This is a genomic window from Bacillus sp. 2B09 (assembly GCF_003946835.1).
Lineage (GTDB): Bacteria > Bacillota > Bacilli > Bacillales > Bacillaceae > Bacillus > Bacillus altitudinis.
This window is the reverse complement of the sequence record NZ_RPSG01000001.1, coordinates 185,590-207,980: the sequence shown is the minus strand read 5'-3', so window position 1 is coordinate 207,980 and position 22,391 is coordinate 185,590. Positions and strand designations below refer to the sequence as shown.

16 protein-coding genes are annotated in these 22,391 nt (G+C 40.4%); all 16 read left to right on the top strand.

The annotated features are described in order from the left end of the window. The first annotated feature begins 132 nt into the window (after positions 1-132). The 16 genes from EBQ12_RS01055 (at position 133) to EBQ12_RS00980 (ending at position 22,237) form a co-directional block, all read left to right on the top strand. Entirely contained in the window at positions 133-3,249 is a 3,117-nt protein-coding gene (locus EBQ12_RS01055) for an MMPL family transporter (RefSeq protein ID WP_125588853.1), read from the top strand. Between the two features lie 145 nt (positions 3,250-3,394). Continuing rightward, positions 3,395-4,675: an EF-P 5-aminopentanol modification-associated protein YfmF gene (yfmF, locus tag EBQ12_RS01050; protein ID WP_125588851.1), complete on the top strand. Its 1,281-nt coding sequence runs from the start codon at positions 3,395-3,397 to the stop codon at positions 4,673-4,675. After that, on the top strand, positions 4,672-5,964 hold the full coding sequence (gene yfmH, locus EBQ12_RS01045; protein ID WP_125588849.1) for an EF-P 5-aminopentanol modification-associated protein YfmH: 1,293 nt from the start codon (positions 4,672-4,674) through the stop codon (positions 5,962-5,964). Before yfmF ends, yfmH begins: the two co-directional genes overlap by 4 nt. 151 nt (positions 5,965-6,115) lie before the next feature. After that, the gene (locus tag EBQ12_RS01040; protein ID WP_007499493.1) at positions 6,116-6,592 is read left to right on the top strand and encodes a MarR family winged helix-turn-helix transcriptional regulator; all 477 of its coding nucleotides are present in this window, start codon (positions 6,116-6,118) and stop codon (positions 6,590-6,592) included. Further along, positions 6,570-9,689, top strand: a complete 3,120-nt coding sequence (locus tag EBQ12_RS01035) for an MMPL family transporter (protein ID WP_052320343.1) — start codon at positions 6,570-6,572, stop codon at positions 9,687-9,689. The genes EBQ12_RS01040 and EBQ12_RS01035 overlap by 23 nt, the downstream gene beginning before the upstream one ends. A gap of 29 nt (positions 9,690-9,718) precedes the next feature. Beyond that, positions 9,719-10,447: an elongation factor P 5-aminopentanone reductase gene (gene ymfI / locus EBQ12_RS01030; RefSeq protein WP_125588847.1), complete on the top strand. Its 729-nt coding sequence runs from the start codon at positions 9,719-9,721 to the stop codon at positions 10,445-10,447. 73 nt (positions 10,448-10,520) lie between these two features. Further along, positions 10,521-10,778 (top strand): DUF3243 domain-containing protein, encoded by a 258-nt coding sequence (locus EBQ12_RS01025; protein WP_008344693.1) that lies wholly within the window; start codon positions 10,521-10,523, stop codon positions 10,776-10,778. A gap of 131 nt (positions 10,779-10,909) precedes the next feature. Next, positions 10,910-11,701 (top strand): DUF3388 domain-containing protein, encoded by a 792-nt coding sequence (locus EBQ12_RS01020; RefSeq protein ID WP_003211480.1) that lies wholly within the window; start codon positions 10,910-10,912, stop codon positions 11,699-11,701. 23 nt (positions 11,702-11,724) lie between these two features. Continuing rightward, a complete protein-coding gene (locus EBQ12_RS01015; RefSeq protein WP_008344690.1) occupies positions 11,725-12,636 on the top strand; it encodes a helix-turn-helix domain-containing protein in 912 nt (303 codons plus the stop codon). A 73-nt stretch (positions 12,637-12,709) separates the two neighbouring features. Next, positions 12,710-13,291, top strand: a complete 582-nt coding sequence (pgsA, locus tag EBQ12_RS01010; RefSeq protein ID WP_008344688.1) for a CDP-diacylglycerol--glycerol-3-phosphate 3-phosphatidyltransferase — start codon at positions 12,710-12,712, stop codon at positions 13,289-13,291. A 16-nt stretch (positions 13,292-13,307) separates the two neighbouring features. Beyond that, positions 13,308-14,558, top strand: a complete 1,251-nt coding sequence (locus tag EBQ12_RS01005) for a competence/damage-inducible protein A (RefSeq protein WP_007499480.1) — start codon at positions 13,308-13,310, stop codon at positions 14,556-14,558. 177 nt (positions 14,559-14,735) lie between these two features. Next, complete coding sequence (recA, locus tag EBQ12_RS01000) at positions 14,736-15,779, top strand: recombinase RecA (RefSeq protein WP_007499478.1); 1,044 nt, start codon at positions 14,736-14,738, stop codon at positions 15,777-15,779. Between the two features lie 300 nt (positions 15,780-16,079). Next, on the top strand, positions 16,080-17,642 hold the full coding sequence (gene rny / locus EBQ12_RS00995) for a ribonuclease Y (protein ID WP_003211958.1): 1,563 nt from the start codon (positions 16,080-16,082) through the stop codon (positions 17,640-17,642). An 89-nt stretch (positions 17,643-17,731) separates the two neighbouring features. Beyond that, positions 17,732-18,526, top strand: coding sequence for a TIGR00282 family metallophosphoesterase (locus EBQ12_RS00990; RefSeq protein ID WP_008344680.1), 795 nt, complete (start codon positions 17,732-17,734; stop codon positions 18,524-18,526). A gap of 202 nt (positions 18,527-18,728) precedes the next feature. Further along, positions 18,729-18,989: a stage V sporulation protein SpoVS gene (gene spoVS / locus EBQ12_RS00985; protein ID WP_003211281.1), complete on the top strand. Its 261-nt coding sequence runs from the start codon at positions 18,729-18,731 to the stop codon at positions 18,987-18,989. A gap of 203 nt (positions 18,990-19,192) precedes the next feature. Further along, positions 19,193-22,237: an efflux RND transporter permease subunit gene (locus EBQ12_RS00980; RefSeq protein WP_125588845.1), complete on the top strand. Its 3,045-nt coding sequence runs from the start codon at positions 19,193-19,195 to the stop codon at positions 22,235-22,237. Positions 22,238-22,391 lie beyond the last annotated feature (154 nt).

The window sequence follows — 22,391 nt, the reverse complement described above, 5'->3', positions numbered from 1 at the left end:
GTTTCTTCAACACGAAAGGACAATTGAATAGGTCATCCTGCCATTAGCACGTTGATGGAGACGAAGTCAGCACTTCAGACACGCTCAAAAACAGCAAATTGATTGATGAACTAGAAGGAGCTTGAAGCAGCTATGTTGCAAATAATTAAAGCAAGATGGATTGTATTAATGGTGTGGATGATAACAGCTGTGATTCTGTTTATTACTGCGCCCAATTTAGAGGAATTAACAAGAGAAAAAGGGCAGTTAAAGGTTCCAGAGGGGACACCAACAGCTGAGGCACTTCACTTATTGGATAAGCTTTCAGATCATAATGGGAAAAAAGATACTGGTGTGATTGTATTCTCCGAACAACATTTGTTCCCTGCCAAAGAGCAGGAATTAAAAAAGGCTTTAGCTGCACTCATGACACATGCCCCAGAACTCCACATTGACGGAATTACTTCGTATTTTCATGTAGAACGTGACATTCAAAAACAACTTTTATCAAAGGATAAAAGTACACTTCTTGTTCCATTCAAATTCGACCACTACGAAACAAAAGCTGTGAAGGTTAAAGAACGAATTGAGGAAGTTTTAAAGCCCTACAACGTCTCATATGAAATGACAGGTCAAAAATTTGTGGACTCAGATGTCATTAAAAGCTCTCAACAAGGTCTGAAGAAAACTGAACTTATTACGATGATTTTTATTTTCTTTATTTTAATAATTGTATTCAGATCGATACTGGCACCTGTTGTTCCGCTTATTACGATTGGCATTTCTTATGCTGTCAGCCGGTGTATTGTGGCTTTTCTCGTAGAATATACACCATTTCCTCTGTCTAATTTCACTCAGATTTTTATGGTAGCTATTATGTTCGGTATAGGAACGGATTATTGTATATTACTTTTAAGCCGTTTTAAAGAGGAGATTGGTCAGGGGCGTGATGTCAAAGAATCGATTATCATCACGTATCAATGTGCAGGGAAAACAGTCTTTTTCAGCGGCTTAGCTGTGTTAGTCGGCTTCTCAAGTATTGGTTTCGCAAAATTCCAATTGTACCAATCAGCCGTCAGCGTTGCCGTAGGCGTTGGCATTCTGCTCATTGCACTTGTCACAATCGTTCCCTTTTTTATGTCGGTTTTCGGAAAATCCCTTTTTTGGCCGTCTAAAAGAGAAAACATTCGTCATCCACAAAGTAAGATTTGGGAATGGGCTGGGCGCTTTTCATTTAAAAGACCGCTCATCAGCTTAGGGGTAGTTGCACTCATCACTGTTCCTCCAATTCTGATGTATGACGGCACTCTTTCTTATAATAGTTTAAATGAGATTGGGACAAAGTATGAGTCAGTGTCTGCATTTAATACGATATCTGAGCAATTTGGCTTTGGTGAAGCGCTGCCGCTGAATGTGCTTGTCGAAAGTGACAATGAGCTCGATAATCAAGAAAAGATCGTCATGATTGAAAAACTGACCCGTAAGTTAAGTGACATTGAGGAAGTAAAAGCGGTTCGCAGTGTCACTCGCCCAGTTGGAGATGGGTTGAGTCAGCTCTATGTTACCTCTCAAGCGAAAGAGCTAGGAGGAGAGCTTGGGAAAGGTCATGAGGGCATCGGGAAAATTACAGATGGCTTGACCGAAACAAACTTAGCACTTCTCAAACAAAAACCAAAAATTGAAGAATCCGCTAAAGGGATTGATCAATTGATTGATGGGACAAAAGCCATCAAAGGCGGGATCGGAGAAGTGAGGAAATCACTCATTTCTTTAGAGGATGGTGTGAGGCGCAGTAAAGAGGGCGTAGGAACCATTCGCACTGAAATCAAACAAGCGAAAAAAGAATTAGAGCAAGAATACCGCAGAAGTGAAACCATGATTCAAGACCTTGAACGAGTCGTAAGCACACTCGAAGGTCACGCAACATCAAATGAGCAACTGATGACAACGATTAAGAAAGTGAAACAATCCTATGAAAACGTATCATTTGAAGGACTTGAAAACCGGCTTCCAGAAATCAAAGATATGAATGAATATAAAGAAATCAAAAAAGTATTCAAAGACACAAAAGGAATGCTCGATCAAGCTGGAGAGCAAATGAGCGTCTATGAAGAGGAAGCATCTGCCTTTAAACAAAAGATCAAGAAAGCAGATCAAGTCATTCAAACGTTCTCAAACAAGCAAAAAGAAATCAAACAACAAGTAAAGGCGCTGATGACAGGTCTAGATCAAATTTATGATGGTCTTGATGAAACGAATAAAGGACAAAAACAGCTCATCAAAGAAATGCCTAAAATTGAAGATGGTGCAGATCAACTGACTGATGGCCAAAAAGCCGTGAAAAAAGGGTTTAACCAGCTATCATCTAAACTCTCACTATTAACAGATGGATTAGATGAAAGTATTTCCGGACTTGAGCAAGTAAAAAGCGGCTTTACCGAGGCGGACAGCTACTTAAAACAGCTTCAGGAAGCACCAGATGAAGAAGTAACGGGCTGGTTTATACCAGAAGAAGTACTGAAACGCCATGAATTTAAGAAAATATTTAATACGTATATGTCCCCAGATCGTAAATTAACAACCTTTGAAGTGATTTTAAATGTAAATCCATACAGCAATGAAGCAATGAAAGGTGTAGCAAAAATTGAAGAAACCCTTGATCAATATTTACCTGTAAGTGGTTTGAAAAACGCCAACTACGGTGTATCTGGTATCTCCAGTTTAAATGTTGACTTAAAAGAAACGTCAGACGGTGACTTTATTAGAACGGTTATTTTCATGTTAATTGGTATCTTTATTATTTTAGTTATATTATTAAGGTCAATCGTCATGCCGATATACTTAACACTGTCACTCATATTAACGTATTTTACATCCATTGGCTTAACAGAATGGATTTTCAAAACATTCTTTGGCTACGATGGTGTCAGCTGGGCTGTTCCATTTTTCAGCTTTGTGATCCTTGTGACCCTCGGCATTGATTATTCGATCTTCCTCATGGATCGTTTTAATGAATGGAAGGGAGAGCATGTTCAAGCATCCATGATATCAGCGATGAGAAATATGGGGTCGGTCATTATTTCAGCAGTTGCTATTTTAGCGGGTACTTTTGCTGCGATGCTGCCCTCGGGTGTATTATCATTAGTTGAAATTGCAACGGTCGTACTCATTGGACTTTTATTATATGCTTTTGTTGTTCTACCACTCTTTATCCCGGTCATGGTTCGCATCTTTGGAAAATGGAATTGGTGGCCGTTTAGAATGAAATAACAACCTGCGTCTCTGCTTTTAGCAGAGGCGTTTTTATTTCCTATCCTTTCCTCTGATTGATATAATGACTATTAAATGGCTGTTTCACGTATATATCAGCTATGTTCTAATACATAATAAATAGGATGAACAAAGGAGGTTTCTCATGACGTACTTACAAGAGAAGACATTTGATACACCTGGTCTTCATACTCATATTGTCAAAACAGAAAAATTTAAAACCGTGACGATCCTTTTTAAAATGCTTGCGCCTTTATCCAAAGATGACGTCACCATGCGTTCTCTTTTCCCGCATGTGCTTTTAAGAGGAACAGAAAAAATGCCGAAAACGGGAGAGCTTCGTGCTTATTTCGACGAGCTCTATGGGGCGACCGTTTCCGCAGACATGGCGAAAAAAGGTGAAAATCACATCATTACCTTTCGTCTAGAAATGGCGAATGAAAAATATTTAAAGGATCAAACCCCTTTACTAGAAAAAGGGATTGCCTTACTTTCTGAACTATTATTCCACCCGTACGTGGAAAACGGGGTATTTCATGAATTGTACGTTGAGCAAGAAAAACGAACATTGAAACAGCGCATTCAAGCCGTTTATGATGACAAAATGCGCTATTCAAACTTAAGACTTGTGCAGGAAATGTGTAATGGTGAGCCATATGCACTGCACGTCAATGGTGAAATGGAAGACGTCGAAGCGATTACGTCAGAAGCGCTCTTTAAAGCATACGAGCATGCACTTCAGTCAAACCAGCTGGATCTCTATGTTGTGGGAGACGTTGATGAACAAGACATCAATCGAATGGTCTCGCAATACTTTAAAACAAGTGAAAGAGAGCCGGTCAAACAAAATACCGAATCATCAAGATTACAAATAGAGCCAAAAGAAGTCATTGATGAAGAGGACGTAAAACAAGGAAAGCTAAACATTGGTTTTCGCACACATACAACGATAGCGGATAAAGATTATCCGGCGCTGCATTTGTTTAATGGCATATTCGGCGGCTTCTCGCATTCAAAGCTATTTATCAATGTGCGCGAAAAGGCAAGTCTTGCGTACTATGCTGTTTCTAGACTTGAGAGCTTTAAAGGTTTGATGATGGTCATGTCAGGAATTGAAGTCGGCAACTATCAGCAGGCAGTAGACATCATCAAAGAACAATTTGATGCCATGCAAAAAGGCGATTTTTCTGATGAAGCAATTGAACAGACAAAGGCTGTCGTCAAAAACCAGTTGCTCGAAACAATTGATACGTCTTATGGAACAGCGGAATACTTATATCAGCATGCCGTCGTGCCAACAGGGGAGAGCCTCGATTCCTTTTTAGATGCGTTAGACAGAGTGACAAAAGAGGACATCATCAAAGTGGGTCAAAAAATCGAATGGGATACGACCTATTTTCTTAAAGGAACGGAGGGTGCTTCATGACAGTGAAAACAATTCAATTCGATCAGCTGCAAGAGACGGTGTATCACGAAAAAATGGACAGCGGACTAGACGTCTATGTGCTGCCAAAGCAAGGGTTTAACAAAACATATGCAACCTTCACAACAAAATATGGCTCTGTCGACAATGAATTTGTTCCGCTTGGCAAAGAAGACATGATCCGAGTGCCTGATGGAATTGCCCATTTCTTAGAGCATAAGCTGTTTGAAAAAGAAGATGGTGATGTGTTTCATACATTTAGTAAACAGGGAGCAGCCGCAAACGCATTTACGACGTTTACGAGAACGGCATACTTATTTTCAAGCACGGCCAATGTCGAACAGAATCTTGAAACACTCATTGATTTTGTGCAAGAGCCTTATTTTACTGAAAAAACGGTCGAAAAAGAAAAAGGCATCATTGGTCAAGAAATCAACATGTATGATGACAATCCAGATTGGCGTTTATTCTTTGGTCTGATCGAAAACCTCTATCAAGAGCACCCAGTGAGAATTGATATTGCTGGAACCGTTGAAAGCATTGCGCCAATTACGAAAGACCATTTATATGAATGCTACGAAACGTTCTATCACCCAAGCAATATGCTTCTTTTTGTAGTGGGTCCTGTTGATCCGGCGCAAATTTTAGACCAAGTAAGAGCGAATCAGGCAAAAAAACCATTTACCGATCAGCCGGATATTCAGCGGAAAGAGATCAATGAACCTGATCGTGTATACCGAAAAGAATACGAACTGAAAATGAATGTACAAGGTTCTAAATGTATGTTTGGTTTGAAAACGAAAAACCCGCATAAAAAAGGAAAACAGCTCCTCAAACATGAGCTTGGCATGAATCTTATTTTAGAGACATTGTTTGGTAAAAGTTCTCTGCAATATGAGCGTATGTATGAAAAAGGCTTGATTGATGAGACATTCAGTTACGATTATACGGAAGAAGGCGGTTTTGGCTTCACTTCAGTTGGCGGAGACACAAATGACCCTGATCAACTCGCAGATGAATTAAAAGAAACGCTTCTTCAAGCAAAAAGCCTGATCACAGCAGAAAAGATTGAACTTGCTCGCAAGAAAAAAATTGGCAGCTTTTTAAAAGCGATGAACTCCCCAGAGTACATCGCCAATCAATTCACTCGATACGCATTCTTAGAAATGAGCTTATTTGATGTCGTGCCAGTACTGGAGCAAATCCAATTAACAGATATTCAGGCAATCTTAGACGAAGAAATTGATGAAGAAAGAATGTCAGTTTTCAAAGTCGTGCCGAAAGGAAAATAAATGAAAAAAAGACAAACTCAACGTATAAGAGTTTGTCTTTTTTGTGTCCAGCTAAAGAAAGCGCTTTATATGTGAAGATATTGATTGACAATTGTTTCGGTAATTAGTTAAACTCTTTAATAGTTAAACAATCAAACTAAAGGAGCAGCATATGGTACAAAATAAAATTGCCCAGCTCATCCAGAGATATGCGGACGTCTATCTCATGATGGAGAAAAAAGTATCGAGTATGATCACGGAAAAGCTCGATAAAGAACTGACACTTGATCAATATTACTCGCTTCGATACATCAATTTACACCCAGGATGTACATCAACAGACCTTGCCATCGAATGTAATGTCAACAAAAGTGCTGTGACATCCATGACCAATCGTCTTTTTAATAAAGATTATATTTATCGTGAACATGATCAAGCTGACCGAAGAAACGTTCATCTCTATGTAACACCTGAAGGAAAAGATGTAGTCAGCCGAATGGAAAAGCAGCTTCAGGATCTTGTTCGGTCATATTTAGAAAAATTTGATGAAAAAGAAATCGAATCATTTATTCAAACATATGAAAAGATTTATCAAATTATCATCGAAGAGGAGGCACAACATAGTAATGAGAGCAATCATAAAGGGTAGATGGCTGATCACGATCCTTTGGGTCGTACTAGCGGCTGTATTATTAATCACCGCTCCTAATATGGCGCAATTAACAAAAGAAAAAGGGCAGATTTCTGTTCCTGATGGTTATCCTTCTTCCTATGCCGATCAATTATTAAAGAACATGTCTGAAAATGGGGATACGGAAAAATCGATCGTCATTGTCTTTCAAGGTAAGGATATCGTCAAAGAAAGAGAAGCCTCTTTAAAGAAAGCGATGGAGATTTTAGAAAAGGATCAAGATCTCCATGTTGAAGACATCACTTCTTATTTTGATGCAAACAAAGATATTAAAAAACAGATGCTCTCTAAAGATCAAACAACACTTCTTGTTCCAGTTACATACGACTCGAACAAAATCAAAGCATCCGATTTTAAAGAAAGAGTCAATGAAAAGCTTAAGAGCCTGAACCTGAAATTTGAAATGACAGGGCAGCCGCTCATCGACGATGATGTCATCACAAGCTCACAAGAAGGTCTGAAAAAAACGGAATTCATTACAATAGGGTTTATTTTAATTGTTCTTGTGCTTGTCTTTAGATCCGCAGTGGCACCATTCGTTCCTTTAGTGGCCGTGGCGCTTTCCTATTTGGTCAGCCAATCCATTGTGGCTTACCTAGTAAAGTATGTTGATTTTCCGCTCTCGACCTTTACCCAAATTTTTATGGTCGCCATCATGTTTGGGATTGGAACCGACTACTGCATCTTATTGCTAAGCCGGTTTAAAGAAGAACTATCTCACGGAAAAGATAAGATTGAGGCGATTATTACAACATATAAGACGGCAGGTAAAACCGTTTTATTCAGCGGAATTGCTGTCCTCATTGGTTTTACGTGTATCGGTTTAGCCGAATTCCAACTGTATAAATCAGCTGTAGCCGTGGCGGTTGGTGTCGCCGTGTTAATTGTGGCACTGCTCACTGTCGTTCCATTCTTTATGGCGGTTTTAGGAAAAGTGTTATTTTGGCCGATCAAAGGCGATATTGCCCACCCGCAATCGAAAATGTGGGAAACAGCTGGTCGTTTTTCATTTAAGAAACCACTTCTCAGCTTGCTAATCGTTGCAATTATTACCCTTCCAGCGATTCTCATGTATAAAGGAACACTTTCATATAACAACCTAGACGAAATCGGCAATAAATACGAATCCGTCAATGCATTTAATACGATCTCTGACAAATTTGGACCAGGTGAAGCCCTTCCAGCAACAGTTGTCGTGAAATCATCCGATCTTTTAGACAATAACGAAGGTCTGATTGCTATTGAAAAACTTAGTCGTGCGATTGAACAAACAGATGGCGTGAGTAAAGTAAGAAGTGCGACACGCCCTGTTGGAAAAGGACTGAATGATCTGTACGTGAAATCTCAAGCCAAAGAGCTAAATAGCGGGCTTGATAAAAGTAACGAAGGGTTGAAAAAGATCCAAGATGCTCTTACAACCATGAGTAAATCCATCGAGGATCAAACACCACAAATTAAATCATCTGGAAAAGGCATTAACAAATTGATTACTGGAACCGAATCCGTAAAATCAGGTATTCAAAACGTCGAAAAAACGATGAGAGATCTGCAAAACGGAATTGATCAAAATAAAAAAGGTGTTTCTGAAATTAAAGAAAGAATAAAGGGTGCGAAAAAGGAATTAACAGATCAAGTCGCACAAGTAAATCAGCAAGTAGCACTGTATAAAAGCATTTCTAAAGAATTAAAAGCCGCATTGACACAAGTCGATACGTCATCCTCTGCCGCAGCGGATGTGAAAGCTTTGATCAGTCAAGCGAATAAACAGTTCAGTACACTTGAGCAGCAAATTCCGCAGGTGAAAGAAAACCAATCATATCAAGCCATCAAAGCTTCATATAACGAACTTTCTGCTACTTTGCAAGAAGGCGCTAAACAGGCAGACAGCTATGCAAAACAAGCAAAAGAAGCAAAAAAACAGCTTGAAGCAGCAGATGCTTTTATCGCAAAAGCTTCAGAGCAGCAAAAAGTGTTTACAAATCAAATTGATGAGCTGATTGCTGGCTTAGAAGCCATTGAAAACGGGCTAGATCAAACGTCTAAAGGCCAAGGGCAGTTAGCTGATGGTATGCCTAAACTTGCAAATGGAGCCGGCGACATCATTAATGGTCAAAAACAAATGAAAGAAAAAATTGGCGGCTTTGGTGACGATCTGACCAAGCTGACGGATGGTCTAAACAAAAGTGTCGACGGCCTTGAGAAAATTTCAAACGGCTTAATGGGTGCAGGAGACTACTTAGATGAACTGAAAAACGCACCAGATCAAGACATGGCTGGTTGGTTTATTCCAAAAGATGTCCTAAAAAATAAAGCATTCAAGCAAGTGTTCGATTCCTACATGTCGGATGACCGCAAAATGACAAAGATTGACGTCATTTTAGAAGACAATCCATATGGAAACGACGCCATGAAAACAATTAAACAAGTAGAAGCTTCGGTCAAACGTGCACTTCCTGAAACAAACCTAAAAGATGTTTCATTTGGCGTATCTGGTGTATCAAGTATGAACGCTGATTTAAAACAGCTGTCAGACCAAGACTTCAATAAGACGGTTCTTTACATGATGATCGGTATTTTCTTAATACTAGTGATTCTCTTCCGTTCGCTCGTGATGCCGCTTTACTTAGTTGGATCGCTGATTTTAACGTACTTTACCGCCATTGGTATAACCGAATTTATTTTCACCCATTTCTTCGGATATCCGGGCATCAACTGGGCTGTTCCATTCTTTGGCTTTGTCATCTTAATGGCGCTTGGAGTCGATTATTCAATTTTCTTAATGGAACGGTTCAATGAATACAAAACAAAAGACATCCAGTTTGCCATGACTGAATCAATGAAAAATATGGGATCTGTTATTATGTCTGCTGCCGTCATTTTGGCAGGAACATTTGCAGCGATGCTGCCATCAGGTGTATTGTCACTCTTACAGATTGCAACACTTGTTCTCACAGGGCTTTTATTGTATGCGCTCGTTGTGCTACCATTGTTCGTACCTGTGATGGTCAAATTGTTCGGATCAGCGAATTGGTTCCCATTTAAACGAAAAGAATAAGGTTTCCATAAAGAAAGTAGGAACAAAGTATGAGTCGTTGGGCACTGATTACTGGTGCTAGTGGCGGAATTGGGCAGGCGACAGCCAAAAAGCTTGCCCAAGAAGGCTGCCATCTGATGCTCCATTATCATCAAAATGAACAAGCGGCTAGTCGTCTTTCCGCTGATCTCAAAGAAACATATCAAGTAGAAACGTACGTCGTTAAAGCTGATTTAGCGAAAACAGGCGGAGCAGCAGAGCTTGTCAGCCGCCTGCCGCTTGATCCAGATATTCTTGTTTTAAATAGCGGAAAGAGTCATGTTGGTTTAGTGACAGATACTGAAAAAGAAGTTCTAGCCAGCATGGTGCAGCTTCATGTGACAAGTCCATATGAGCTTACCCAATCCATTTTGCCTGCCATGATTCAAAAAAAGTCAGGACATATTATTGCGGTTAGCTCAATATGGGGGGAAACGGGTGCCTCGTGTGAAGTACTGTACAGTATGGTCAAGGGTGCTCAAAATGCCTTCATTAAGGGGCTTGCCAAAGAGCTTGCCCCAAGTGGAATTAGAGCAAATGCAGTCTCACCAGGTGCGGTTCAGACTGATATGATGAAAAGCTTCACACAAGAAGACCTTGCGATGATGGAAGAGGAGATTCCACTAGGCCGTCTTGCCGCACCTGAAGAGATAGCCGATGCCATTTGGTTTCTTGCCTCCAAGCAGTCAAGTTATATCACAGGTCAAATTTTATCTGTCAATGGCGGCTGGTACTGTTAAAAAACGTGTATAATTCGTCTCTCCATGACAAAAGCTATGGCTGTAATTCATCTTTTCGAATGGAGGAATCGACATGTCTGTACTTGAGAGCTGGGACCATTGGAAAAACTTTTTAGGTGACCGTTTAAATCATGCACAGGATAAAGGTTTATCAGATGATACCATCAATAACCTTGCGTATGAAATTGGCGGATACCTGGCTAATGAAGTTGAAGCAAAGAATGAGCAAGAAAGAGTACTTTCTGACCTTTGGAGCGTTGCATCAGAAGATGAGCAGCGTGCCATTGCAAACATGATGGTCAAGCTAGTTGAAAATAATAGCTCGCACTAAACAAAAAGAGAGGTCGTTTGTGCCTCTCTTTTTATTTTAACCGTTTAGCAACATTGTGCTTTCTAAAAATGTGAAAATGCTTTATGATAAAGGAAGGTAAAAATTTGCCACAATGAAGGGGGTAATATCATTTGGCAAAGCTCGAATGGTATTTTGAATATGAGATACAGGTGAACCGTCCCGGACTTTTAGGAGACATTTCTTCTTTAATGGGGATGCTTTCAATTAATATTGTGACAATTAATGGTGTTGATGTATCAAGACGCGGCATGCTTCTTCGATGTGACCACACAGACCAAATTAAGCGGCTTGAATCAATTTTAAATACAATGGAAACGATAAAAGTAACGAAACTAAGACAGCCAAAACTTCGTGACCGTTTAGCTGTTCGTCATGGAAGATACATTCAGCGTGATGCGGATGACAAAAAGACGTTCCGTTTTGAAAGGGACGAGCTTGGTCTACTTGTCGATTTTATGGCTGAATTATTTAAAAAAGAAGGACATAAATTGATTGGAATTCGCGGCATGCCGCGGGTTGGAAAAACAGAATCAATTGTTGCTTCAAGTGTATGTGCAAGTAAGAGGTGGCTGTTTGTATCGTCGACTCTTTTGAAACAGACCATTCGCAGTCAGCTGATTGCAGATGAATACAGCCCAGATAACGTCTTTATTATTGATGGGATTGTGTCGACAAGAAGAGGTTCTGAAAAGCACTTGCAGCTTTTAAGAGAAATTATGAGACTGCCTGCTACAAAGGTGGTAGAGCATCCAGATATCTTTATTCAAAATTCAGAATATACAATGGATGATTTCGACTACATCATTGAATTGCGTAATAGTGCAGACGAAGAAATTACATACGAGCACGCTGAAGAACCACAAGTGTTTGATCATTCTGGTTTTTCTGGCTTCGATTTTTAATATGGTAATGGTAGGTGTTTGTTTTGACTGAATTGGGAAAACGGCTCGTTGAGGCCAGAGAGGAAAAAGGGATGTCGCTGGAGGATTTGATGGCGGCTACCAAAATCCAAAAGCGCTATTTGCTAGCAATAGAACAAGGAAACTATGATATCATTCCAGGTAAATTTTACGTCAGAGCGTTTATTAAACAATATGCCGAAGCCGTTGGACTGAATCCTGAACAATTGTTCGAAGAGTTTCGTAAAGATGTACCAAGCACGTATAACGATGAAGTGTCTGATAAATTATCAAATATTAAACCGCAACGAGAGCTGCCAAAGCCTGCCTCAAAGGTACTGGAGCTGCTTCCGACGATTTTAATCATTGGAGGGATCCTTGTGGTGATCGCTATCATTTATGTGATCGTTCAAGCGGTTAATCATGATAGCGGACAAAAAAATAATCAGGCGGCTCCTCAGCAATCAGAATCAAAATACGAAGTGTCTAAGGATTCATCGCTTGCAAAGGATCAAAAGAAAAAGGAAAAAGCTTCGTCAGATGATCAAGAAAAATCATCTGAAAAAGACGATTCCTCAAAGGATTCATCTAAAGACGATGAAGATGTTTCTTTGAAGGCGACGAATACAGAGGGTTCTACGACAACGTATGAAGTATCAGGTGCAGAAGAGATGGAGCTAACCATTTCTGCCTCACAAGCTTCATGGCTTCGTGTGAGAGACGAATCTGGAAAAGTGCTGAAGATGGGTGAATTGAAAGATGGCGAATCGTTTAAAACAGACTTGACTGATCTTTCCCAAGTCGATATTCGCTTAGGAAATGCATCGGGAATCGATATTAAAGTCAATGACGAAACGCTGAAGTACGAATTAGACCCTAAAAACACCATGACACAAAACATTGTGATTGTGAATAAAGGAAAGGAAAAGTCATCTTAAGCAAGTAGATGACTTTTCTTTTGTTCCTACTATTATATACATAAAAAAATGCCTTATTGGAGGATTGGAATTCATGTTTAACTTACCGAATAAAATTACTCTTTCTAGGATCGCCTTGATTCCTGTGTTTATGTTGATTATGCTTGCTCCATTAGATTGGGGTGTTGCGCGCTTTGGTGACGTCAGCATCGAAGTCACTCACCTTGTTGGAGCGATCTTGTTTATTGTCGCTTCGACAACCGACTGGATTGATGGTTACTATGCACGTAAGCTCAATTTAGTCACAAACTTTGGTAAATTTTTAGATCCGCTTGCAGATAAATTGCTTGTTTCAGCGGCTTTAATTATACTTGTTCAATACAATCTCACACCGGCATGGATGGCAATTGTGATCATTAGCCGTGAATTTGCTGTAACAGGCCTAAGGCTTGTCTTAGCTGGAGGCGGTGAAGTGGTCGCAGCCAATATGCTTGGAAAAGTGAAGACGTGGGCGCAAATCATTGCGATTTCCGCACTTCTTTTGCATAACCTGCCGTTTGAACTTGTATCATTCCCATTTGGTGATCTTGCTATGTGGGTAGCGGTGTTCTTCACTGTTGTCTCAGGCTGGGATTACTTTGCGAAAAACTGGGAAGCCTTAAAGAATTCTAACTAAAAAGGACGTGTACGCTTTGAAGTCAGAGAGAAAAGCAGAAATTATTGCAGTCGGTTCCGAACTTTTGCTAGGGCAAATTACGAATACGAATGCACAATTCATCAGCAAACAACTAGCTGAAATTGGTGTGAATGTTTATTACCACACAGCAGTTGGTGACAATCCAGAGCGTTTAAAAAGGGCCATTCAAGTGGCACAGGAAAGATCGAATTTTATTATCTTCTCAGGGGGTCTTGGACCAACGAAAGATGATTTAACAAAAGAAACCATTGCGAGTACGCTCGGTAAAGAGCTTGTGCTAAATGAAGAAGCATTTGAGTCTATTCAAGAATACTTCCGTAAAACCGGACGTGATATGTCACCGAACAACCGTAAACAGGCGCTCGTTCTAGAGGGATCTGATGTGCTCGTAAACCGTTTCGGAATGGCACCTGGTATGTTTATACAAGAGGGAGATACGTTTTACATTCTGCTCCCTGGACCGCCAAGTGAATTGCATCCGATGTTTGAAAACGAAGCGAAGCCGCTTATTTCTGAAAAACTCGGCCTAAAGGAAAAAATCGTGTCTGTTGTCTTGCGTTTCTTTGGCATCGGTGAATCTCAACTCGAAACAGATCTTGAAGATTTAATTGATGCACAGACCAATCCGACGATTGCACCGCTTGCAGCTGACGGGGAAGTGACGCTAAGGCTGACAGCCAAGCATGAGGATGAAAAAGAAACAGAGCGTCTGTTAAAAGAAACAGAAGCACAAATTTTAGAACGGGTCGGCGAGTACTTCTACGGATATGGTGATACATCTCTTGCCTTTGAAGCTTCAAAGGCCTTGCATGAACACGGGAAAACAGTAGCAGCGGCTGAAAGCCTGACTGGTGGTATGTTTTCAGAGTGGCTGACAGATCTCGAAGGGGCATCATCCATTTTAAACGGTAGTGTGGTTTGTTACACAAATCAAGTCAAGCAGCAAGTGCTGGGCTGCCGTGAAGAAACATTGTCTTCTCATGGTGCTGTCAGCAAAGAGTGTGCGTTAGAGCTCGCAGAAGGCGTTAGAAAACTGACGGGAAGCGATATCGGTATTAGCTTTACAGGTGTGGCAGGTCCTGAACCACACGAAGGACAGCCAGTTGGAAAAGTATTTATCGGGCTATCGACAAAAGATCAGACAGACGTGTTTGAATGGATGTTTACTGGCAGCCGATCAGGCATTCGCAAGCGTGCTGTGAAATATGGTTTGCACCACCTTCTCAAATTATTAAAAGAAAGTTAATTTTGGTTTTTATGAGGTTTACTCCTTTATAAAAGAGCGTTTTTTCTAATAGAAACAGCTCTTTTCTTAAATAATCTGCCAAGAAAAAATCGAATATGTGTTCGTTTTTTTCTTGGCAAATGACGTAAAACAAGGTATAGTATAGATAGTGGAATTGATAAAGGAGGAAACAATAGAATGAGTGATCGTCAAGCAGCCTTAGATATGGCTCTTAAACAAATAGAAAAACAGTTTGGTAAAGGCTCTATTATGAAACTAGGAGAGCAAACAGATACACGTATTTCAACAGTACCTAGTGGTTCGTTAGCACTTGATACTGCGCTTGGAATAGGTGGATACCCTCGCGGCCGTATTATTGAAGTATATGGTCCAGAGAGTTCTGGTAAAACGACAGTAGCACTTCATGCGATTGCTGAGGTTCAGCAGCAGGGAGGACAAGCTGCATTTATCGATGCGGAGCATGCGCTAGATCCAGTTTACGCTCAAAAATTAGGTGTCAACATTGATGAGTTGTTACTTTCTCAGCCGGATACAGGAGAACAAGCACTTGAAATTGCAGAAGCACTTGTTCGTAGTGGTGCAGTTGATATTGTTGTCATTGACTCAGTAGCTGCTCTTGTACCAAAAGCAGAGATCGAAGGAGACATGGGAGATTCACACGTTGGTCTTCAAGCACGTTTGATGTCTCAAGCACTTCGTAAACTATCTGGTGCTATCAACAAATCAAAAACAATTGCGATCTTTATTAACCAAATTCGTGAAAAAGTAGGGGTTATGTTTGGTAATCCTGAAACAACGCCTGGTGGACGTGCACTTAAGTTCTATTCATCTGTTCGTTTAGAAGTACGCCGTGCTGAACAGTTGAAACAAGGGAACGACATCATGGGGAACAAAACGAGAATTAAAGTTGTGAAAAACAAAGTGGCACCGCCATTCCGTATTGCCGAAGTAGACATTATGTACGGTGAAGGGATCTCGAAAGAGGGAGAAATCATCGACCTTGGAAGCGAACTAGATATCGTACAAAAGAGCGGGGCTTGGTATTCTTATCAAGAGGAACGTCTTGGACAAGGACGTGAAAATGCGAAGCAATTCCTAAAAGAGAATAAAGACATTCTTCTTATGATTCAAGAGCAGATCAGGGAGCACTACGGTTTGGATACAAACGGAGTGAAATCAACTGACGAAGAAGGACAAGAAGAATTGGAATTGAATGACTAAAAAGACGCTGAAAAGCGTCTTTTTTTTACAATTACATAACAGCTAGCGGGTCAAAAGTTCTGTCTTTGCTTGAAATAACGACTTACGCCTTAGTCTGACTAGCTTGACAAGTATTTCCGACACAATTACAATGGGAATGTATCACTTGTTTTTCTTAACATGATTGATAACTAATTTAAACTTGACAAGGGCAGTGAGGATCTCATTCCCTGTGAAGGCCCTGTATGTTGAGACACAAAACAATGTACATGCCGACACTTTATTTGTAAAACCAAGTTCATAGCAAGAGGAGGTGAAAATATGTCGCCTACGATGTTTACGATCATCTCCATTTTGCTGAGCCTAATCTGTTTAGTTGTTGGCTACTTTGTTCGTAAAACCATTGCAGAAGCAAAAATATCCGGCGCAAGAAACATGGCCGAACAAATTGTTGAGGATGCAAAGCGTGATGCGGAAGCATTGAAGAAAGAAGCGCTCTTAGAAGCGAAAGATGAAATTCATTCGTTTCGTGTAGAGGCGGAGCAAGAAGTTCGTGAAAGACGTAATGAGCTTCAAAGACAAGAAAACCGTTTACTTCAAAAAGAGGAAAACCTTGATCGCAAGGATGAATCTTTAGATAAACGGGAGTCCCTGTTGGAGAAGAGAGATCATTCTCTGAATGAACGACAACAACATATTGAAGAGATGGAAAGCAAAGTGGATGATATGATTCGTTTGCAGAAAGCTGAGTTGGAGCGTATTTCTAGTCTAACTCGAGATGAAGCGAAACAAATCATTCTGGATCAAGTTGAAAATGAGCTTTCCCACGACATTGCAGTCATGACGAAAGAATCTGAAAACCGGGCGAAAGAAGAGGCTGATAAAAAAGCGAAAAACATTCTTTCACTTGCGTTACAGCGTTGTGCAGCTGATCATGTAGCTGAAACAACAGTATCTGTAGTCAATCTTCCAAATGATGAGATGAAAGGTCGTATTATCGGACGTGAGGGACGAAATATCCGTACGTTAGAAACGTTAACAGGTATTGACCTGATCATTGATGATACACCTGAAGCTGTCATCTTATCGGGCTTTGATCCGATAAGACGTGAAACAGCGAGGATAGCTCTGGACAAGCTAGTCCAGGATGGACGTATTCATCCTGCACGAATTGAAGAAATGGTGGAAAAATCACGCCGTGAAGTCGATGATTATATCCGCGAGATGGGTGAGCAAACGACATTTGAAGTCGGAGTTCACGGTTTGCATCCGGATCTCATCAAAATTCTCGGTCGCTTAAAATTCCGTACAAGTTATGGACAAAATGTCCTGAAGCATTCAATTGAGGTTGCACATCTTGCAGGTCTCATGGCTTCAGAGCTTGGAGAAGATGCAAAGCTTGCAAAACGAGCAGGTCTTCTGCATGACATTGGAAAAGCCATTGATCATGAAGTAGAAGGAAGCCACGTGGAAATTGGCGTTGAGCTTGCGACGAAATATAAAGAGCATCCTGTTGTCATCAACAGTATTGCATCTCACCATGGTGACCAAGAACCGACATCTATTATCGCTGTTCTTGTTGCGGCAGCCGATGCATTATCTGCAGCACGCCCTGGTGCAAGAAGTGAGACGCTTGAAAATTACATTCGGAGACTTGAGAAATTAGAAGACATCTCTGAATCTTATGAAGGTGTTGAAAAATCGTTTGCGATACAAGCTGGACGTGAAGTGCGTATTATGGTGAAGCCAGATTCAATTAATGATCTTGAAGCTCACCGTCTAGCAAGGGATATTCGTAAGCGGATTGAGGACGAGCTCGATTACCCTGGTCACATTAAAGTGACAGTTATTCGAGAAACTCGCGCAGTAGAGTATGCAAAATAGAGCGGTGCGCTTAGCGCCGCTTTATTTTTTTGTGTAAATATGCAACACTGATAAGAAGATCATTTTATAAGAGAAAGGGTTCAAAACGTATGAAAATATTATTTGTTGGAGATATCGTTGGTTCACCTGGCAGAGATACACTGAAAGAATACTTGCCAAAGCTAAAGAAAAAATATCAGCCACACTTTACGATTGTCAATGGAGAAAATGCGGCTCATGGGAAAGGTCTTACTGAAAAAATCTATCATGAGCTGCTTCAAGCTGGGGCTGATGTGCTCACGATGGGGAACCATACATGGGATAAAAGAGACATTTTCGATTTCATCGATGATGCACCCCATATTGTTCGTCCGGCAAACTTCCCGCAAGGTACACCAGGGAAAGGGCTTACTTTTATTAAAAAACAAGGTAAAGAACTAGCTGTCATCAACTTGCAAGGCCGCACATTTTTACCTCCGATTGACTGCCCATTTCAAAAAGTAGATGAGCTCATAGCAGAAGCTTCAAAACGTACACCGTTTATTTTTATTGATTTTCATGGTGAAGCCACAAGTGAAAAGCAAGCAATGGGTTGGTATACAGATGGCCGTGCATCATGTGTCGTTGGAACACATACACATGTTCAAACAGCAGATAACCGCGTCTTGCCAAAAGGAACTGCTTATATTTCGGATGTTGGCATGACTGGTCCTTATGACGGTATTTTAGGTGTTGATCGGGAAACGATTATTAAACGATTTAAAACGAGCCTCCCTGTCCGTTTTGAAATTGCAGAAGGCCGCACGACATTAAGTGCAGTGATCGTAGAAATTGACGAATCGTCGAAAAAAGCTGTCAAAATTGATCGAATTTTGATAAATGATGACCATATTTTCTTTGAATAAATATTCACATATTTATTTCAGAAAAATATTAATCAGAAAGAAGGAATATGCGCCCTCTATCGTGAATATAGTAAAAATGGTAGGTAGCCTGCTATTTTTGAAAAACATTTTGGGGATGGATTTTCAAAAAAATAGCAACATCTAACAAAGATTGTTCTAATGAACACTCACTTATCCATTGTAAATTTAAGGGGGAGCAAAAATGGAAATTTTAAAAGTTTCAGCAAAGTCAAATCCAAATTCAGTAGCAGGAGCATTAGCCGGCGTTTTACGTGAACGCGGTGCAGCGGAAATACAGGCTATCGGCGCTGGAGCACTGAATCAGGCGGTCAAGGCTGTCGCCATTGCAAGGGGATTTGTTGCGCCTAGCGGAGTGGATTTGATATGCATTCCAGCCTTTACTGACATTCTTATCGATGGAGAAGAAAGAACAGCAATCAAACTGATTGTTGAACCACGATAATTCTAATTTTATTATTTTCAACCTGCTTACATCATGTAAGCAGGTTGTTTTTGTTTACCGCTATACATTTCTCATATAACATATTTCTTTCACAAAATAGATAGAAAATGACATATTAGAGCTTGCATTTTTTCACCATGATGATAAATTAAGATTAAGTTGAAAATACTTCATCAAAAATAAATATTTAAGTAGGTGAAATAATGATCGAAGCTTTTTTAAAAAGAGGAAAGCTTGTTTTTATTTTATTTTTTATCGTTCTCATTGCTGGAGGTTATTTGTTTACACAGCTTCCTAAACGAGAACTGCCAGAGTTTCAAGCAAATATTGTAACCATTTCGACTGTTTTCCCTGGTGCTGATGCAAAACAGGTAGAAAGTGATGTCACCAATAAGCTCGAGTCGGCCATTTCTGATATCAATGGTGTAGAGAAGACAAGCTCTGTTTCTGCTATTGGTTTCTCAAATATTGTGCTTGAAATTGATGATCAAGCCGATTTTCAAAAGGTGGCAAGTCAAATCAAGAGTGAAACCACAAATGCCGCCTCTTCTTTTCCAGATGGTGTGATGGAGCCAGATGTAAAGGATGAGTTTGGCAATGTGCCAGTTGGTTCTTATATGATTGTAGCAAGTAACTCATCTGATTTAGCAAAAAGTCAGAAATCGCTGCGTGCGTTAAAAGAAAAAGTGGAGGACATCAAAGGTGTTGATGGAGTTGTCATCAAAGGATTCAATGACAAACAAGCCATATTGAACTTGGATTCAAGTAAACTGGAGGATAACGGGTTAAACGTGACCGATGTCACAAATGCCATCAATCAAGAATTTGGCACATCCCCTCTAGGTGACGTCCAGGCAGATGGAGAAAAGGTCAAGCTGTCCATTGATGCTTATGATCGTTTAGATCAAATGAAAAAGATTGAGATTTTCTCAAAAACGAGCCGAGAGCCTGTTACAATCGGTGAGCTTGGTCGTTTAAAAGAAGTAGAAAAAGAGAAAAGTGATATCGTTTCATATAACGGAAAGCCAGCCTATTCATTTACAGTCAATATCAAGCCGGGACTGGATATTCCTAAAATGTATGACAAAGTCAGTGCGGTCATTGAAAAAGAGAAAGAGCTGCCAAATGGTGTGGATTGGATAGACTACTATTCACAAAAAAGTGAAGTAGATGCTATTTTTAACGATTTAATCAAAGAAGCGATCGTGGCCGTCATCGCCGTCATTGTCGTCACCACACTTGGTCTAACCATTGGTGGTGCGTTTATCGTTTCACTTGCGATTCCGCTATCCATAACGATCGGAACCATCCCGCTGCCGTTTTTACAAGTGGACCTTAATCAAATTTCAATTATTGGCTTTATCATTGCGCTAGGGATACTTGTAGATGACGCCATTGTCGTCAACGATAATATTTTGAGGCAGATGAAAAAATACGAAAGTCCGCTTAAAGGAACAATTGCAGGTGTAAAAGAAGTGGCTGGATCCATTTTGACGTCAACACTGGCTGTTGTCTTTGCCTTCTTGCCGCTTGTTTTCCTTTCTGGTGCGAACGGTTCATTTATTCGAGCGTTACCGTCTGTTCTAGTCACAACTGTACTTGCGTCAATGGTCATTTCATTGACACTTGTGCCAGTGTATCAATATACAGCAAACCGAAAAAGAAAGAACAAGAAGATTCAAAAAGAACCGGGTTTTTTAGGCAAACCATTAAAAAGATTAGCTGATTTTTATGCAGATCGAGTACTGACAAACATCGTGAAGCGACCACTTCTCATTGGATTAAGTGGTTTGCTCGTTGCCACACTTGCCTTTTTGCTTATTTTCGCCACACCATTTGAGTTTTTCCCTGCGGCGAATAAGAAAGAGGTTGTTGTCACTGTGACACTTCCGAGTGAAACAACCTTAGATAAAACAAATGACACATTAGAGAAAATAGAACAAGAGATCAAACAGCAAAAAGGCATTGAAGAGACGGCCATTTTTGCAGGCGGCGGTGTGCCGAACTTGTTTAATGAAAGTATCTCAAACGCAAGTGATCATACTGGTCAGATTGTTGTCAGAGTTGACAATAATCAGATGACAAGCAAAGCATTGATCGATCGTATGACAGAGCCATTGCGAAAGAAATTTAAAGATGCTGATATCTTTATGAAAACCATTGTTCAAGGTCCGCCAACTGGAGCGCCTGTGACCGTCACTGTTGCAGGAGAACAATTTTCAAAACTCGTGGATGTGAAAGAGAAGCTCACAAAAGAAATGAAAGAAAGCGGAGCGAGCCTGATCACAGACGATGTCAATCAACCGGTGAAAACCATTTCATTTGAATTGAATCGTGACCGAATGGCAGAGGATGGGCTCACTGCTCAGTTTGTCAGCAGACAGCTTGGCCTTGTTACAGAAGGAATTCCATTAGGCACCTTTAAACAAGGAACAGATGACATCGACCTCGTAGTGAAACAAGACATGAGCACACATCAAAACGGACTGAAGCTAAAAGACATCAAGGTGCCTGTGAGTCCAAATGAGGGTGGCATGCCTCAACTTGAGCCGCTTAGCCGATACGTAAAGGAAAAAGAAACAGAGCAGTATGAAAGCATTCCGCATGAAAACGGGATGCCGACGATCACGTTAAAGGCATATCCTGGTACATCAGATACGTTTAAAGACGATATGACAGAAGTCATAAATGAAGTTGGGAAAAGCGATGCAGCGAAGAATTTGACCATTTCTCAGGGCGGAGAAAATGAAGATCAAACTCAATTCTTTATTGAAATTAGTCTCTTATTTGGGGTAGTTTTGCTGCTCATTTATGTGACCATCGCTTTCCAGTTCAATTCACTCCTGCTCCCGCTTTTAGTTCTTGGAACGGTTTACTTAGCGATCTCCGGCGCCATTATTGGACTATTTGTCACTCAAACGCCGTTTAGCTTTATGGCCACAATGGGGATTGTCTCATTGGCAGGTATTGTTGTCCGAAATGCGGTCGTTTTGTTTGAATTTATTGAACAGCGGCGCAAGCAAGGTCTCGATCAACAGGCAGCTGTGATTGAAGCGGGGAGAGCAAGGATTAGACCTATTTTGCTGACAGCATTTACAGCACTTGTCGCTCTTATGCCCGTTGCTTTAAGTAATGACCCACTCTTTAAGCCGCTAGCGATCTGCATCGTATCAGGTGTCTTTTTCTCAACGATTCTGACACTACTGATTGTGCCGGCTTTATATGTAGCCGTTTCAAAAAAACGCTGACAACTTAAAAGCAAATCTCCGAATAAAAGGAGATTTGCTTTTTTTTTTAGAAAAATATCTAAAAAAATATGTGGAGTGTTCATTTGTCTTCTCCTGAAAGACAGCGGTATTTACGTCTAAAATAAGACATGATAAGATCGGATTGGGAGAAGTT

Excerpts from the sequence above, each read along its gene's own strand:
- EBQ12_RS01055 (WP_125588853.1), top strand. The coding sequence starts at position 133 with ATGTTGCAAATAATTAAAGCAAGATGGATTGTATTAATGGTGTGGATG.
- yfmF (WP_125588851.1), top strand. The coding sequence starts at position 3,395 with ATGACGTACTTACAAGAGAAGACATTTGATACACCTGGTCTTCATACT.
- yfmH (WP_125588849.1), top strand. The coding sequence starts at position 4,672 with ATGACAGTGAAAACAATTCAATTCGATCAGCTGCAAGAGACGGTGTAT.
- EBQ12_RS01040 (WP_007499493.1), top strand. The coding sequence starts at position 6,116 with ATGGTACAAAATAAAATTGCCCAGCTCATCCAGAGATATGCGGACGTC.
- EBQ12_RS01035 (WP_052320343.1), top strand. The coding sequence starts at position 6,570 with ATGAGAGCAATCATAAAGGGTAGATGGCTGATCACGATCCTTTGGGTC.
- ymfI (WP_125588847.1), top strand. The coding sequence starts at position 9,719 with ATGAGTCGTTGGGCACTGATTACTGGTGCTAGTGGCGGAATTGGGCAG.
- EBQ12_RS01025 (WP_008344693.1), top strand. The coding sequence starts at position 10,521 with ATGTCTGTACTTGAGAGCTGGGACCATTGGAAAAACTTTTTAGGTGAC.
- pgsA (WP_008344688.1), top strand. The coding sequence starts at position 12,710 with ATGTTTAACTTACCGAATAAAATTACTCTTTCTAGGATCGCCTTGATT.
- recA (WP_007499478.1), top strand. The coding sequence starts at position 14,736 with ATGAGTGATCGTCAAGCAGCCTTAGATATGGCTCTTAAACAAATAGAA.
- rny (WP_003211958.1), top strand. The coding sequence starts at position 16,080 with ATGTCGCCTACGATGTTTACGATCATCTCCATTTTGCTGAGCCTAATC.
- EBQ12_RS00990 (WP_008344680.1), top strand. The coding sequence starts at position 17,732 with ATGAAAATATTATTTGTTGGAGATATCGTTGGTTCACCTGGCAGAGAT.
- spoVS (WP_003211281.1), top strand. The coding sequence starts at position 18,729 with ATGGAAATTTTAAAAGTTTCAGCAAAGTCAAATCCAAATTCAGTAGCA.
- EBQ12_RS00980 (WP_125588845.1), top strand. The coding sequence starts at position 19,193 with ATGATCGAAGCTTTTTTAAAAAGAGGAAAGCTTGTTTTTATTTTATTT.